General features: G+C 69.0%; 11 protein-coding genes. 3 read left to right on the forward strand and 8 right to left on the reverse strand.

The window, feature by feature from the left end:
* Window positions 1-8: 8 nt before the first annotated feature.
* From V6Z91_RS11405 to V6Z91_RS11435, 7 genes are all read right to left on the reverse strand, one after another.
* Window positions 9-1,355: a SidA/IucD/PvdA family monooxygenase gene (locus tag V6Z91_RS11405; protein ID WP_338770464.1), complete on the reverse strand. Its 1,347-nt coding sequence runs from the start codon at window positions 1,353-1,355 to the stop codon at window positions 9-11.
* A 44-nt stretch (window positions 1,356-1,399) separates the two neighbouring features.
* Window positions 1,400-3,766 carry a TonB-dependent siderophore receptor gene (locus V6Z91_RS11410; RefSeq protein ID WP_338770465.1) on the reverse strand — a complete coding sequence of 789 codons (2,367 nt, stop codon included), beginning with the start codon at window positions 3,764-3,766 and terminating at the stop codon, window positions 1,400-1,402.
* Window positions 3,767-4,029: 263 nt separating this feature from the next.
* On the reverse strand, window positions 4,030-5,040 hold the full coding sequence (locus tag V6Z91_RS11415) for a FecR domain-containing protein (protein WP_338770466.1): 1,011 nt from the start codon (window positions 5,038-5,040) through the stop codon (window positions 4,030-4,032).
* A gap of 169 nt (window positions 5,041-5,209) precedes the next feature.
* Window positions 5,210-5,740: a sigma-70 family RNA polymerase sigma factor gene (locus V6Z91_RS11420; RefSeq protein ID WP_338770467.1), complete on the reverse strand. Its 531-nt coding sequence runs from the start codon at window positions 5,738-5,740 to the stop codon at window positions 5,210-5,212.
* Between the two features lie 204 nt (window positions 5,741-5,944).
* Entirely contained in the window at window positions 5,945-7,300 is a 1,356-nt protein-coding gene (locus V6Z91_RS11425; protein ID WP_338770469.1) for a hypothetical protein, read from the reverse strand.
* Window positions 7,301-7,502: 202 nt separating this feature from the next.
* A complete protein-coding gene (locus V6Z91_RS11430; RefSeq protein ID WP_338770470.1) occupies window positions 7,503-8,633 on the reverse strand; it encodes a hypothetical protein in 1,131 nt (376 codons plus the stop codon).
* Window positions 8,606-9,295 carry a hypothetical protein gene (locus V6Z91_RS11435; RefSeq protein ID WP_338770471.1) on the reverse strand — a complete coding sequence of 230 codons (690 nt, stop codon included), beginning with the start codon at window positions 9,293-9,295 and terminating at the stop codon, window positions 8,606-8,608. Before V6Z91_RS11435 ends, V6Z91_RS11430 begins: the two co-directional genes overlap by 28 nt.
* A 107-nt stretch (window positions 9,296-9,402) precedes the next feature.
* Here V6Z91_RS11435 and V6Z91_RS11440 point away from each other — a divergent pair, with 107 nt between their 5' ends.
* The 3 genes from V6Z91_RS11440 (at window position 9,403) to V6Z91_RS11450 (ending at window position 13,072) form a co-directional block, all read left to right on the forward strand.
* Entirely contained in the window at window positions 9,403-11,199 is a 1,797-nt protein-coding gene (locus tag V6Z91_RS11440; protein ID WP_338770472.1) for a SagB/ThcOx family dehydrogenase, read from the forward strand.
* Between the two features lie 101 nt (window positions 11,200-11,300).
* Window positions 11,301-12,083 (forward strand): AraC family transcriptional regulator, encoded by a 783-nt coding sequence (locus V6Z91_RS11445; protein ID WP_338770473.1) that lies wholly within the window; start codon window positions 11,301-11,303, stop codon window positions 12,081-12,083.
* Window positions 12,084-12,124: 41 nt separating this feature from the next.
* Entirely contained in the window at window positions 12,125-13,072 is a 948-nt protein-coding gene (locus V6Z91_RS11450; protein WP_338770474.1) for a DMT family transporter, read from the forward strand.
* On the opposite strand, the gene V6Z91_RS11455 is transcribed toward V6Z91_RS11450, so the two are convergent.
* Window positions 13,069-14,712 (reverse strand): M28 family metallopeptidase, encoded by a 1,644-nt coding sequence (locus V6Z91_RS11455; RefSeq protein ID WP_338770475.1) that lies wholly within the window; start codon window positions 14,710-14,712, stop codon window positions 13,069-13,071. The two genes, V6Z91_RS11450 and V6Z91_RS11455, sit on opposite strands and share 4 nt — an antisense overlap.
* Window positions 14,713-14,714: the final 2 nt, after the last annotated feature.

Here is a 14,714-nt window from a genome sequence, read left to right on the forward strand (position 1 = left end):
CTTCTCCATTACATGGGAACGAAGTCCGCGCCGGCCGGGATGGCGAAATCCTGCAGCGCCACCCGCTGTTCGATGCGGTAGTGCTCCACGCCGGTCAACTCGCGCAGGATGTAGGAATTGCGGTAGCAGCTCATGCCCAGGTCCTGGTTGGTGGCGCCGTGGCTGTGCTGCCCCGCGTTCTGCACGAAGACCTCGTTGCCTTGCAGGTCGGCCGAGTAGTTGCGGGCCAGTGCATAGCGCCCCTTGCCGTCGAAACGCAGGCGGTGGCGGATGCCGTCGAGGAAGGGCGGGATGTTTTCCCGGTAGCCCGTCGCCAGCACGAGGCCTTCGCAGCGGTGCCGGTAGCGGCCGCCCTGGTCAAGCTGGCGCAGGTCCACTTCATAGCTGTCCGACGCCGCGTCGTAGCGGCAGCCCTGCATTTCGCAATTGGTGACCAGGCGCGCGCGTTGCGTGCCTTGCCCGCGCTGTTCGGCCAGCCGCCGTTCGTCCAACATATCGTAGATGCGGTTGATCAGGCTCGCGTTGACGCCCTTGTACAGGCAATCCTGCGCGCCGACCACGCGTTCCTTGCGCGTTTCGTCGAGCGCGTGGAAGTAGTCGATGTAGTCGGGCGAGAACATCTCCAGCGTCAGCTTGGTGGTTTCCATCTGGAAGAAGCGCGGCGCTCGGGTGATCCACGTCAGCGAATAGTCGTGCGCATCGATCTCGGCCAGCAGGTCGTGGAAGATCTCGGCCGCGCTCTGCCCGCTGCCGAGGATGGTGATGGAGCGCTTGCGCTGCAGCGACTCCTTGGCCAGCAGGTAGTCGGCGCTGTGGCAATAGCGGTGGCCGCTGTCCTTGCCGCCCTCCTGGCAGCACGCGGGGAAGGCCGGGCGCGACCCGACGCCCAGCACGAGTTTGCGGGCGCGCAGCACGAAGGGAACCTCTCCGTCGCCGGTGGTGCTGACGCCCCTGAGGACATAGCAGGCGAGCTGCGCGTCGTACACGATGTCGCGCACCTCGTGCCCGAAGCGCACGTTGGACAGTTGCGCCGCCGCCCAGCGGCAGTATTCGTTGAATTCCGCGCGGGTCAGGTAGAAGCTCTCGCGGAAGTAGTACGAATAGATATTGCCCTGCGCCTTGCAGTAGTTGAGGAAGCTGTAGCGGCTGCACGGGTCGGCCAGGCTGACCAGGTCGGCCAGGAACGGGTTCTGCAGCGTGGTGTGGTCGATCAGCATGCCGGGGTGCCAGCAAAACTCGGCATTGCGCTCCAGGAAGACGCCGGACAGTTCCTCGATGGGCTCCGCCAGGCAGGCAAGGCTCAGGTTGAAGGGCCCGAGCCCGATTCCGATGAAGTCGTATACGTCTGTTTTCATGACACCCCCGTTTTCAACGTTTCAGGAAAGGCGACGGCCGGCCGTCACCATTGATAAGCGAGCGTCGCCCGCACATTGCGCGCGTCGCCCCAATAGCAGTAGCTGTCGCTCATGCACGAAGCCACATAGGTCTTGTCGAACAGGTTGTTGGCCGAGAGCCGCAGGCTGGCGCCCTTGAAGGCCGTGCCCAGCCGGCCCAGGTCGACGTTCAGCGTCAGGTCGGCCAGCACATAGGAAGGCACCTTGAACGTGTTGGCGTTGTTGCCGAAGCTGGTGCCCACGTAGCGCACGCCCGCGCCGGCCGAATAGCCGGGCGCGATGTTCCAGTCCACCCAGCTCGACGCCATGTGGCGCGGCGCCTGGTAAGGCGTGTTGCCCTTGTAGCCGGCCGGCGATTCCTGGAACTCCATGTCGTTGAAGGTGTAGCTGGCCTGGAGCGATACGCTGTCCGACAGCTGCGAGCGCGCTTCCAGTTCCAGCCCGCGTGCGCGCACCTCGCCGGCGGGCACGAAGTAGAAGAAGCCGGTCGGCTGGGTGGCGACGTTGGTCTGCTCCAGTTCATACAAGGCCGCCGACAGCAGCGTGGCCGAGCCCGCGGGCTGGTAGCGGATGCCCACTTCGACCTGTTCGGTCTCGGTCGGCGGCAGGTTGTTACCTTGCTGGTCGTTGCGCAGGCTCGGGTTGAAGCCGTCCGACCAGGAGGCATAGGGCGCCAGGCCATTGTCGAACAGGTAGACCGCGCCGGCGCGCTTGGTGAACTTGTCGCCTTTCCAGCGGGCCGGTGCCGAGGGGGCCATCTGGTTGGAAGCCTCGACGCGGTCGCCGCGCCCGCCCAGCGTGAAGCGCCAGCGGCCCAGCGCCATCTGGTCCTGCAGGTATACGCCGCTCTGCTTCAGGTGGCGGTCGATGTCCGCGCCGCCCGTCACCTGCATGCCCGGCGCGCCGTACACGGGCGCGAACACGTCGATCGGCAGCGCGCTGCCCCATTCCCAGCGGCCGTCCACGTGGCGCTTCTGGTGGTCGACCCCGACCAGCACGGTATGCGCCACGGCGCCCGACCGCAGGCGGCCTTCCAGCTGGTTGTCGATCGCGTAGCCGCTGGTCGATTCCTCGGCGCCCGAGTAGTAGCGCGCCAGCGTGCGCGGGCCGGCCCAGCCGTCGCCATAGACCTGGCGCAGCGTGGTATCGGCGGCCACGTGGCGGAAGTTCTGGCGGAACGTCCACGTATCGTTGAATGCGTGTTCGAGCTGCCAGCCGAGGATGCGCTGGTCGCGGCGGTACTTCTCCACGCTGGGGTCGCCGTCGAAGAAGTAGCGCGATATCTGCTCGCCGTTCTGGGTCGTGCTGACGCTCGCATTGGCCGGCACCCCGCTGTGGTAGCTGCCCTCGGGGTCGCGCTGCAAATAAGCGGAGAGGCGCAGGGTCGTGGCCTTCGACGGGCGGATGGTCAGCGAGGGCGCCAGCGCCAGCCGCTCTTCCTTCACGCCGGTGAACTGCGAGTCGAGCTCGCGTGCCAGCGCCGTCACGCGGTACGCCATCGTGCCGCTGTCGCCCAGCGGCCCGGTGAGGTCGATCGCCGCCTCGTGCCGGTTGCGGTTGCCCACCGTCAGCTGGATGCTGTGCTGCGGCGTGAACTGCGCCTGCTTGCTGGTCAGGGCCACCAGGCCGCCCGGCGACGCGCGGCCGTAGAGCACCGATGCAGGGCCGCGCAGCACGTCGATGCGCTCCAGGAAGTAGGGGTCGATCTGCATCGACGTATAGCTGCCCTGGTCGCTCAGCAGGCGCTGGCCATCGAGCAGGGTACTGTCCACGCTGCTGTCGGCGAAGCCGCGCAGGGCCACGTAGTCATAGCGGTTCGAGGAACCGGCCAGGCCCGCGAACGTGCCGGGCGTATAGCCCAGGGCCTCGCCGATACTGCGCGGCTTTTGCACCTCGAGTTGGTCCAGTGTGATGGTCGATACCGATTGCGGCGTTTCGATGACCGGCGTGTCGGTCTTGTTGGCGAAGGACGTGTGCTTCGCGGCCCCGATGCCGGTTTCGTGCGCGGCGGCCGTGACGGTGACCGGCGCCATGGCCTGTTCCGGCGCCGTGGTCTGTGCGGCGCCAACGACGGCGCTGCGGCCGTCGACCCTGGCCACCAGGCCACTGCCGGCCAGCAGCCGGTCGAGCGCCTGCTGCCCGGTCAGCGTGCCGCTGACGGCGGGCGCGTTCCTGTCTGCGACCAGCGCGGGTTGCACGATCAATTCGAGGCCGGCCTGGCGCGCCAGCTCATTCAAGGCTGGCGCAAGGGGTTGGGCGGCAACATCGATCGGCACTGCGGGTGCCGCGGCTGGCTGTGCGAAAGCGGGCGCGGCGGACACCATGGCTGCGGTCAATGCGAACGTGGCGGGGTGCAAACAAAAACGGGTCATGCAAATGTCTCCAAGAAAGTGGTGAATGAGAATCACTCTCATGTAGACGCATGTCGCTTGCGATACCCTAGGTGGGCAAGCACATTTTTTTTGGCGGCTCGTGGAAGCGCATCCTGGCGGAGATGCCGGAGGGGAGATGCCGGAGGGAGAGCGGGAGGGAGACGGGGAGGGGGACGCGGGAGGGAGACGTGCGGCAGGCGGGGCGCTGCGAAGACTGGATAGTCCGCCCGCGACGACCCGCCCGGGCGGATTCGCGGGCGAGCTTACCTGGCCAGGATCTCGGTGATGCCGCGGTCCTTTGCCAGCCGCACCGGCAGCGCCTGCGGCAGCAGTTGCGCGAACGTATCTGGCCGCAGCAGGTCGAACGTGCCGGTCAGGCGCAGTGCGGCCACCGACGGGTCCCGTACTGTCAGGCCGGTATCGCCATGGCGGCTGAATGCGGCCAGCACTTCGCCAAGCGTGGCATTCTCGAAGCTCGTGCGCCGTTCGTGCCACGGCGCGAGATCGGCCGCGCGAACGGCCGATACGGGGCCCAGCGCGCCCTGCGCATCGCTGCCGATGGCCTGCCCGGCACGCAGGTCGACCGTGTCGGCGGCCGAGGTGAACCAGTTCCTGGGCGATACCCGTACATGGCCTTCCTCGACGGCGACGCGCACCCCGCCGCCGTGGGCGCCGTGGTGCACGCTGAACCGCGTACCGACCACCGTGATGCGCAAGGCGCCGGCGATCACGGTGAGCGGCCGCGCCGGGTCGCGGCTGATTTCGAAGCGCGCCTGTCCCTCGGGCAGCTCGATTTCGCGGCGGGTGCGGAAGATGTGGACCAGCGCGCGGCTGGCCGGCGCGAGTTGCAGGCGGCTCTGGTCCGCCAGCATCGTGTCGAGCCGCTCGCCCTGCGCGGTAGCGTGGCTGGCCGAGGACAGCGGTTGCCACCACATCGCTCCGGCCAGCCCGCATGCGAGCAGCAGCGCAACGCCGGCGCCGACGGCGATCGTGCGCGGCAGTGCAAGCCAGCTGGAGAAAGAGCGATGCGGGGGCGTAGTGGCGGGTTGCGGCCGGCCCAGGCCTTGCCGCAGGCGTTCCACGGCGCCATCCGGCAGCGAACCGAATCCCTGCCAATCCTGCTGCCATTGCGCATAGGCCCGCGCATGGCCTGGATCGGCCGCCAGCCATTGCTGGAAGCGGGTCTCGTCGGCGCCCGCCAGTCCATCCGCGCGTCGCACGAACCAGTCGAGGGCTTCTGCCTCGGCCTGGCTCATCGGTAAATCCTTGGACATGTTCACTTTCGATTGGGCGTTATTCATTCGGGCGCAGCCTTGGCGCACAGGCGGCATGGCCGGAGTCTACAACGGCGCCAGCCGGGCGCGCACCGCGCGTGCCCGGCAGAGCGCCCCTGAAGGAAGACGCATGATGGGCACAAAACCCTGTAGAGAAGGCGGCTGGCCGTCAGCCATGCCGGCGCGGCGCGGCCGGCGCGCTGCCGCCTGCGTCGAGCCGCGCCCTGCAGCGCCGGCAGGCTTCCATGGCGACCTTGATGTGCTGCTCCACCATCTTGCGCGAGATGCCCATGCGCTCGGCCACCTCGACATGGGGCAGGCCGTCGAAGCGGTGCACGATGAACGCTTCCCGGCAGCGCAGGGGCAGGTCCTCGATCGCTTGCAGCAGGGCGTCCACGGCCTGTGCCGACGCCAGCGCGGTTTCGGGCTCCCAGGCCCGTGGTGCGGCGAGATTGGCCATTTCCTCGCTGGCGTCCGTGACCAGGTCGGCCTCGCCCCGCGTCACGCTGCGCCGGTGGCGGTCGATCACCAGGTTGCGGGCGGTGTGGTACAGCAGGGCGCGCGGCTGGGCGATCGGCTTGTCGTCGCGCTGCGCCAGCACGCGGGCATAAGCTTCCTGGACGATATCGGCCGCGCTGTCCCGATCCTGGACCAAGCGGGTGAAGTGACTCAGCAGTTCCTGGTAGTAGCGTGCGATCATGGATGGGACCTTGTACCTGGGCTTATATTTATCGACTTGGCCACGGCGATGGCGTGGGATGCCATCAATAATGAGAATCATTCTCATTATTGCATATTGAATTTGAAATAACACCCAAAGGCCTTGTGGTCTTGTGGTCTTGTGGCGGGACGGCCGGACGACACCGCGTGGAATGCCGCGTAGCGGTGCGGCATGTGGAGAGCGCTAGGGAAGCACACGCACATTGCTGATCGCGGGCGGGGCGGCGGAGCGGTTCTGCAGGGTATAGACGAGCGACAGCAGCGCCAGCGTCTGCACGCTGCGGTCCTCGCGCGCGTCGCCGGCCGTTTCCATGTAGGCCGGCACGGAGAAATGCTTGTCGCGGTAGTCCACGGCGACGGCGGCACCAGGCAGCGGTTCGCAGCAGCGCATGCGGAACAGGTAGGCACTGCGGTCGCGGCCGATGCGCATCGACACAGGCTCCATGCGCGTGCCGTCGGTGGCGTTCTGGTAGCGGCTGAGCTCGCCGAGGTAATAGATCATCGATTGCGTGGAGCGCAGCACGAGGCGCGCCTCGGCGATGGCGGGCCCGCTGTGCGCCGGCGGCCGGGCCTTCGGTTCGAGGCCCTTGCCCGGCGGGCGGCGCTTGTCGCCGGGTCCGCCGACGGAGATCGGCAGGGTGGACAGCGCCTTGCCGATGCGCCTCAGCGTATCGGCGACCGGCGGCTCCGGCGTGCCGGCCTGCCCACCGGGGGCGGCATCGGGCGCGGCAGCGCCATTGGCGGCGGCGGCATTGGCCGCCGCAACGGGCACGGCGTCGTTGTCGATCGCGCAGTCCGCCCCGCCGGCAATGCCTGACTTGCCCTGGCCATAGGAGTCGAGCTTCACGCCCGCTTCCCTGGCCACCTGCGCCAATCGGAAATAGCGCGGGCCGCCGGTCTTGCGGGCGGTGCCGTCGGCGGGCAGCTGGTTGCCGTTCGCATCCACTTCCACGGGCACGAGACCGGCCGTCTTCGCCGCCGTCACCACGGCGATCTCGGCCAGTTTCTCGGCGGGGAATTTCTCGCCATAGAATTCGTATGAAGTGGATTCGGAGAGTACCAGGCGGCAGCCGGCCACCACGTCGACCAGCGCGCTGAACGCGGGGAAGGTTTCGTTGCGCGGGCTGTTGACGAGGTTGTGCAGCAGGTTGCCATGACTGTCATAGGTCTCCACCGCGCCGACGAACATGTACAGCAGGATCGGCAGCGGCCAGCCCTGGCTGGCGAAATACGCCATCAGCCGTGCGTCGACGGGCGTCGTCAGGCCGTTCATGAATTCCTGCGACACGAGGCTCACGGTATCGACGGCCGATGCCGATTCGAGCGAGGGACGCAGCGCGTAATAGGGCGCGGCCGCGCCGCCAAACGGGATATCGAGCCCCACGAACGGCGTGCCGCCGCCGCCGCCCGGCGTGGCGCGCACCGTGTTCACCTGCGTGAAGTGCATGGGCATGCGTTCGTGGGCGCGGGCGATGTTCAGCACGAGGTAGGCGTTGTGGGCATCTTCCTGCACGATGTTCGAGGTGATCGCGCTTTTCACGAGGGGCCCCGAGCAGCCCGCGAGCAGGGCGGCCGCGGCGGCGGCCAGGCAGGTCCGGATTGGCGTTCGTGCCGCCGTCGACGTGGCTACATTCCGGTTCCCGTGCATCCTGCCCCCATGCTGTGCGATGAAGCAGCAGGCTAAGGGCGGCACTGTTGAATGTCAACGCAACAGGCTTTCGTGCGCGGCAACTTGCAGCGACTCAGAGCAGCGACAGCGCCGGCGGGCCGTCCCGTCCCAGCCAGGTGCCGTCGAAGCGCTGCTGCGCCGCCGACAGGGCCGCGTCGTCCCCGCGTTGCCGGTAGACTTCGACGAGGCCGCGCAGCGCCCAGCCATTGCTCGGCGTGCGGGCCAGCGAGGCGCGGAAGGTCTGTTCCGCGGCATCGAGCCGGCCGGCGCGCAGCTGGACCGCGCCCAGCGACTGGCGCACCGGGTAGTACCAGTATGGCGGCTCAGTGTAGGGCAAGGTGTCCTGCACGTCGACCGCTTCCTGGTAGGCCTTCATCGCGGCCCCCAGGTCGCCGCGTGCATCGGCCACGCGGCCGGTGGCCACCGCTCGCGCCGTGCGCACGATATCCCGCGCAGGAATGCCGGCCGCTTCGACCGGCTTGAAGTCCGCCTTGCGTTCCAGCGCCGACAGCGCGGCGATCTCGCGCCCGGCCGCGGCCTGTTCACCCTTGCGGGCGTGGCCCACGGCGCGCGCGTAATGCCACATCGCCTTCACCAGCACCAGCTCGTTGCCGGGATCGGGCAGGGCCAGCAGCGTGTCGGCACTGGAGAATTGCACGTGCGAGAAATAGGGGGCCGCCTTCACCGGCTGCATCATGGCGAATTCCTTCACCAGTTCGGCCGGCAGGGCACGATCCAGCTTGGCGGCGGCTTCGAGCGCCGTGCGGCCGTCGCCGCCCATCAGCGCGGATACCATCACGAAGTGGATGTTGTGCGGGTAGTACGCGCCCTTGTAGACGGGGTCGCTGGAGGCATTGCCGAAGTAGGCTTCATCGGCCGCGATCGCGTCCAGGTTCGACTGCAGCGCTTCGCGGTACATGCCCACGCGGTAATAGATATGCGAAGGCATGTGCACGAGGTGGCCCGCGCCGGGCGCCTGCGCCGCCAGCACCCGGGCAGGGGGCAGCGCCTTCTCCGGGTGGCTCGATGCCTCCATGGCGTGGATGTAGTAGTGGGCCGCGCCGGGGTGGCGGGGATTGCGCTCCAGTACGCGCTCGAGCGCATCGACCAGCTCGGCCGTGCGGCCTTTCGGGCGCGTGCCGGCCGCTTCCCAGTAATCCCATGGCGCCAGGTCCATCAGCGATTCGGCGAACAACACCTGCACGGTATCGTCGTTCGGGAAGGGCGTGCCGCGTCGGTCATGGCCGCCGCGTAGGCCTTGTCCAGGGCGCCCCGGTCCGCCGTGGGCGATGCATCGTAGCGCCGCGCCACCGCGCGGATCAGCGCCTGTTCCACGGGCTTGGCGCGCGGCGCCAGCTTCAGCGCGGCCTGCGCCGCCGCGTAGGCGGGTTCCACCGCCTGCGGGAACATGGGCGCATTGATGTTCGGGCCCAGCACCAGTGCCTCGCCCCACCAGCACATGGCGCAGTCGGGATCGATCGTGCGCGCGGCGCGGAAGGCACGCGCCGCCTCGGCATGGTTGAAGCCGAAGGTGAGCCGCAGGCCCTGGTTGAAATATGCCTGCGCCTTCGGTGCCTGCGTGGTCACGGGCATGCTCAGCGTGCCAAGGTTGCCGTATAGCGGCGGCATGCCTGTTGCCGGTTGCTCCGCCGCCTTGCCGGAAGGCCGGAACGGCGCCGTTTCCGCCTGGGCCAGCACGAGCCCTTCCAGCAGCGGCGGGCGGCCCGGCTGGGCCGGCATGCAGGTGGGGGCGCCGGCCAGCAGGGGATCGAAGCCGGCACGCCGCTCGGCCAGCGAGGGCGCCAGGACCGCCGTGCCGGCGGCAACGGCGGCCGCGGTCGCCAGGATCGTTTTCGCTTTCATCATCCCTCCATATATACGTCTGGATCGGAAGCGTGGCGGGAAGGCCGGGTTGCATACTTCTGGTTCGGCCCTGTGTAGAATCAAACTTACTTCATTTTGCCGGGAATGCAATGCCGAAGCTGGCCTGGGTCCTCTTGCCGCTGGCGCTGTACGGCGCATGGCTGGTCGTGGCCATGGCGCGCGGCAAGGCGCCCGCGCGCCATGCGCTGAACGTGCAGCTCAGCGTGCTGTTGATGGCCTATCTGCTGGCCACGGCGGGGCTGGGCATCTTCTGGGTGGCGAACCAGCAATTGCCCGTGTTCGACTGGCACTACCTGTTTGGCTACGGAACCCTCTGCCTCGTGGCGCTGCACCTGTGGTTCAACCTGCCTGTCGTGTGGCGGTCGCTGCGCGGCGGCGGCCGGCCGACGGCGCGGCGTGCGCAACCGAAGCGTTCATTGCCGGTGCTGGCCGGAGTGGCCGCGCTGGCGCTCGGTGCCGGCTACCTGGCCGGTGCGGCGCATGCGCCGGTCCCCGCGGCGGAACCGGCCGCAAGCGAGGATGACGTGGCGGCCGTCGTGCACTTTCACCGGCATTCCTCGCTGTCGCGCACCGGCGTGTTCGGCAGCGCGCCCGGTATCGATTGGGGCGATGCGCCGCCGCCGTTCAAGCGCTATCGGGACGCGCCGGCCGTTGCACTCGGCCCGGTCGTGGCGGCCGGCACGTCCCTGTCCGCCGCGTTGCGGGCGCCGGGACCGCGCACGCAGCCGCTCATGCTCACCGAGGTCGGCACGCTGCTGCACCTGGCGGCCGGCATCACGCAGCGGCGCGGCGGGCAGGCATTGCGCGCGGCGCCGTCGTCCGGCGGGCTGTTCCCGAGCGAGCTCTACTTGCTGGCGCGGCGCGTGACGGGGCTGTCGCCCGGCGTCTACCACTACGACGCCGAAGGCCACCGGCTGTCGACATTGGGGCCGCTGTCGGATGCGGCAGGCGTGCCGTCGGCCGGCGATGCCGATGCCGCCGTCGTGCTGACATCGATCTTCCACCGCGCCGGCTACAAGTACCGCGAGAGGGCCTGGCGCTATGCCGTGGCCGATGCGGGCCACCTGCTGGAAAACCTGCGCGTGGCGGCGCACGCGAACGGGCTGCACGCCGTGCTGGCACCGCGCTTCGACGAAGGGCGGCTTGCGGCGGCGCTCGCCATCGATGGGGTACGCGAAGCGCCGCTGGCCGTGGTGGAACTGCGCAGCGGGACTCGCCCCGCGCCACGCGCGTTCGCACCGGCCGGCGCGAACGCCGGCAGCCTGGGCGCGACCAGCCGGGTGCAGCAAGCCACGTCGCTGCGCCTGCCGGTGGAGGACGCCGGCGCCGGCAGCGCGTTGCCGGTGCCCCAGCCTGCGGCAATGCCGGCCGCGCGCGCCATCATGGAACGGCGCAGCAGGCGGCGTTTTACCGCCGACGCCGTGCCGCTGCCGCTGCTCGCGTCGCTGCTGGCCGACATGCGGCAGCCGGCGCAACTGTCCGCCGCGGTGCGCACTTACCTCGTCGTCAACCGCGTGCAGGGCCTGGCGCCCGGCGTCTACCGCCATGGACCGGGCCATGCGATCGAGCGGGTGCGCAGCGGGGAATTCGCCGCCGCCGCACGCGCCGCCGCGCTGGCGCAGGACGTAATCGGCGACGCGGCCGTGGTGCTCGTCCTCTCCGCCGACCGCCGCACGCTGCTGGCCGAAGGCGCGCGCGGCTACCGCCACGCCTTCATCGAAGCCGGCCTGCTCGGCGAGCGCTGGCTGCTGGGCGCCACCGCGCGGGGCCTGGGCGCCTGTCCCGTCGGCGCCTTCTACGACGACGAAGCCGCCGCGCTCATCGGCGTGGATGGCGGCCGGGAGTGGGTGCTGCACTTTGCCGCGCTGGGCATCGCCGAGCGCTGATCCACGGCTGAGGCCGTGTCTCGTGGTTCCAGGCACCGAGGGACACGAACTCATCCATTGTCGCCGTGCTAGACTTGCCAACCCCTGCTGTTTTTTTCGCCATGTTCGACCTGCCTCCAGCCGACATCCACCTGCGCAGCTACGGCCCGCAGCGCCAGGGCGACCGCCATGCGTACGCCCAGCTGGTGTTGCCCGTGACCGGCACGGTATTGCTCGACATCGACGGCCGCACAGGGCGCCTCGACCCGCTGCATGGCGCGCTGGTGGCGCCGGGGGCCTGGCATGAACAGAGCGGCGAGGGCGGCAACCGGTCGGTCATCGTCGACATCGACGCCGATATCGGCTACTTCGCGCAGGGCGACTGGCAGCGGCTGCTGGAGCGGCCGTTCACGGCACTGAGTCCGGCCGCGCGCAAGCTCGTCGAATACATGGCGCTGATGCGGAGCGCGCAGCCGCCGCGCCCTGCGCTGGTGCAGGGCTGGATGCCGCTGCTGTTCGACGCGCTGGCCGAGGCGCCGGCGCAAGCCGTGTCGCGGCTGGCCGCGCTGTGCGCCGCGATCGAGGCCGAGCCGGGCCTGCCGTGGACGACGGAAACGATGGCGCGCCATGCCGGCGTGAGCGTCAGCCGGCTGCACGCGCTGTTCCGCGACGAGCAGGACACCACTCCCCATGCCTGGCTGATGGCGCGGCGGCTCGCACGGGCCTGCGAGTGGCTCGCCACCGGCAACCGCGCGATCGCCGAAGTGGCGCTGGCCGCCGGCTTCACGGACCAGAGCGCGCTCACGCGGGCCATGCGCACCGTGCTCGACACCACGCCGGCGGCCTACCGCCGCGCCAGCCGCGAGAACGGTACAAAAACGCGGCAGGGATCGTCAAGAAAATAGCAACCCGGCCATGGAGAATCTTCGTTTTCAGGAGATTCTCGATGGTTCATCACGAGCACCGCCGCGGCATCGCCGCCGGCATCGCGGCCGGCGCCATCTGGGGGCTGATCTTCCTCGCCCCCGAGCTGGCCCCCGGTTTCGCGCCGATCCAGCTATCCGCCGGCCGCTACCTCGCCTACGGCATCCTCGCCGCGCTGCTGCTGGCACCCTCCTGGCGGACCGTCACGGCGCGCCTGACGCGGGCCGAATGGCGCGCATTGATCGGCCTGGGCCTGGCAGGCAATATCGTCTATTACGTGCTGCTGGCCGCCGCCGTGCAAGCCGGCGGCGTGGCGATGGCCTCGCTCGTGATCGGCCTGGCGCCGATCGCCATCACGCTGGCCGGCAGCCGCGACCGCCATGCGGTGCCGCTGCGCCGGCTGATGCCTTCACTGTTGCTGAGCGCAGCCGGACTGGCCTGCATCGGCCGCGATGCGCTGGCATCGGGTTCGCTGGCCGGCCTGCTGTGCGCCCTGGGCGCCCTCGCGTCATGGACGCTGTATGCGGTATGGAACAGCAGCGCACTGGCGCGTGCGAGCACGGTGTCGGGTGGGCAGTGGAGCCTGCTGATCGGCGTGGTGACGGGGATCGAGGCCCTCGTGCTGGCCGTGCCGGCCTTCGCCTGGGCCCAGGGCAGTCACGACGCGGCGGCATGGTGGCGCTTCATCGGCCTGGTCGGCACGGTCGCCTTGCTGTGCTCCGTCGTGGCCAATACGCTGTGGAATGTCGCCAGCCGCGCCTTGCCGCTCGCGCTGACGGGGCAGATGACCGTGTTCGAAACCTTGTTCGGGCTCCTGTACGGCTTCCTGTGGGAGGGAAGGTGGCCGGCGCTGTTCGAAAGCGCGGCCATGGTGCTGCTGGTTGGGGGCGTGGTGGCCTGCGCGGCCGCCCACGCCGTCGAGAAGCCACGGCCGGCACCGGCTGGTGCGCGGCCACGGACCCTCGTTTAGCGGATACCCGCGCTGGATTCGCGCAGCACGCGGAATTCCGAATCCTTGCCCCAGTTCGGCCACGTGCCGGAATCGGCCAGGTCGCGGCCCAGACCGTACAGCAGCTGCAGGTCGCTGGCCATGCCGGTGAACGGCCACTTCGGATTCCATTCGTCCGCCGGCTGGTGGTAGCGGTCCTTCGTGTAGCTCTCTTCCTCGCCCTTGCCGGCCGCGGTGCCGCCCTCGATCCAGTCCTCACCCGAACCGAACGACAGGGCGGGCACGCCGCGCTTGGCGAACGAGAAGTGGTCGGAGCGGAAGAAGTAGCCCGCCTCCGGCTTCGGGTCCGGCGCGTAGGCCTGGTTGCGCTGGCGCGCCTTGGCGACCAGCTGGTCCAGCAAGTCCAGTTTCGCGCTGCCGGAGATCGTGAAGTTGCGCGACGGGCCGTGCGGGCTCAATGCGTCCAGGTTGATCACGCCCACCGTCTTTTCCAGCGGGTAGACCGGGTTGGCGGCATAGTACTCGGAGCCCAGCAAGCCCTTTTCCTCGGCCGTCACGGCCAGGAATACCACGCTGCGCTTCGGCGCCGGGCCCTTCGCGTAGGCGCGCGCCAGTTCGATCAGCGCGGCCATGCCGGTGGCGTTGTCGACCGCGCCGTTGTAGATCTTGTCGCCCTTCGCATCGGGCGCGCCCACGCCCAGGTGATCCCAGTGGCCGCTGTAGATGATCGTTTCATCGGCGCGCTCGCTGCCCGGGATGCGGGCGATCACGTTGCGCGACTTGATCACCTGCGCATCCACGGCGTAGCGGGCCGACAGCGTGACGCCGGTCAACGTCACCGGCTTGAAGTCGCGGCCCTGCGCCGCTTTCTTCACCGTCTCGAAATCGAGGCCGGCGCGCTTGAACAGGTCCGCCGCGGCATCGCGCTGGATCCACGCCTCCATCGGCGCATGCGACTTTTCCGGTTCCTTGCGCACGATGTCGTACATGGCATTCGTGTTCGAGTTCTTCACCGTGGCCCAGCCATACGATGCCGGCGCCGTTTCATGCACGATGATCGTGCCCAGCGCGCCGCGGCGGGCCATTTCCTCGTACTTGTAGGTCCAGCGGCCATAGTAGGTCATGGCCTTGCCGCCGAAGTCGCCCGCACCCGTCTCGAAATCGGGGTCGTTGATCAGCACGATGGCCAGCTTGCCTTTCAGGTCCTGGCCCTTGAAGTCGTCCCAGTTGCGCTCCGGCGCCTTCACGCCGTAGCCCACGAACACCAGCGGCGCGTTCTTGAAGTCCACCAGCGGCTTGCCGTTCATCGCCGCGCGCACGGCCATCTGCTCGCCCTGCGCCCACTTCAGCGATTCCTTGCCGGCCTGGACGGCGAGAGTAACGGGACCGGTGATCTGGAAGCGGCCCAGCGGCACTTCCTGCGTCCACGTGCGCTTGCCGTCCACGATGTCGCCGCCCGGCTGTGCGCCGGCCGCCTTGAACTGTTCGACCAGGTAGTCGACCGTCTTCGTCTCGCCCGCCGTGTGCGGCTCGCGGCCCTCGAAAGCGTCGGAAGACAGCACCTTGACGTGCTGCGACAGGCGTTGCGGGGCGAATGTCGGGGTGTCCGCATGCGCCGCGAACGCGGCCAGCATCAGCGTGGCCAGCAGGGTTTTTTTCACTC

Origin of the sequence: Massilia sp. METH4 (assembly GCF_037094685.1) — a bacterium.
Taxonomy (GTDB): domain Bacteria; phylum Pseudomonadota; class Gammaproteobacteria; order Burkholderiales; family Burkholderiaceae_D; genus Rugamonas.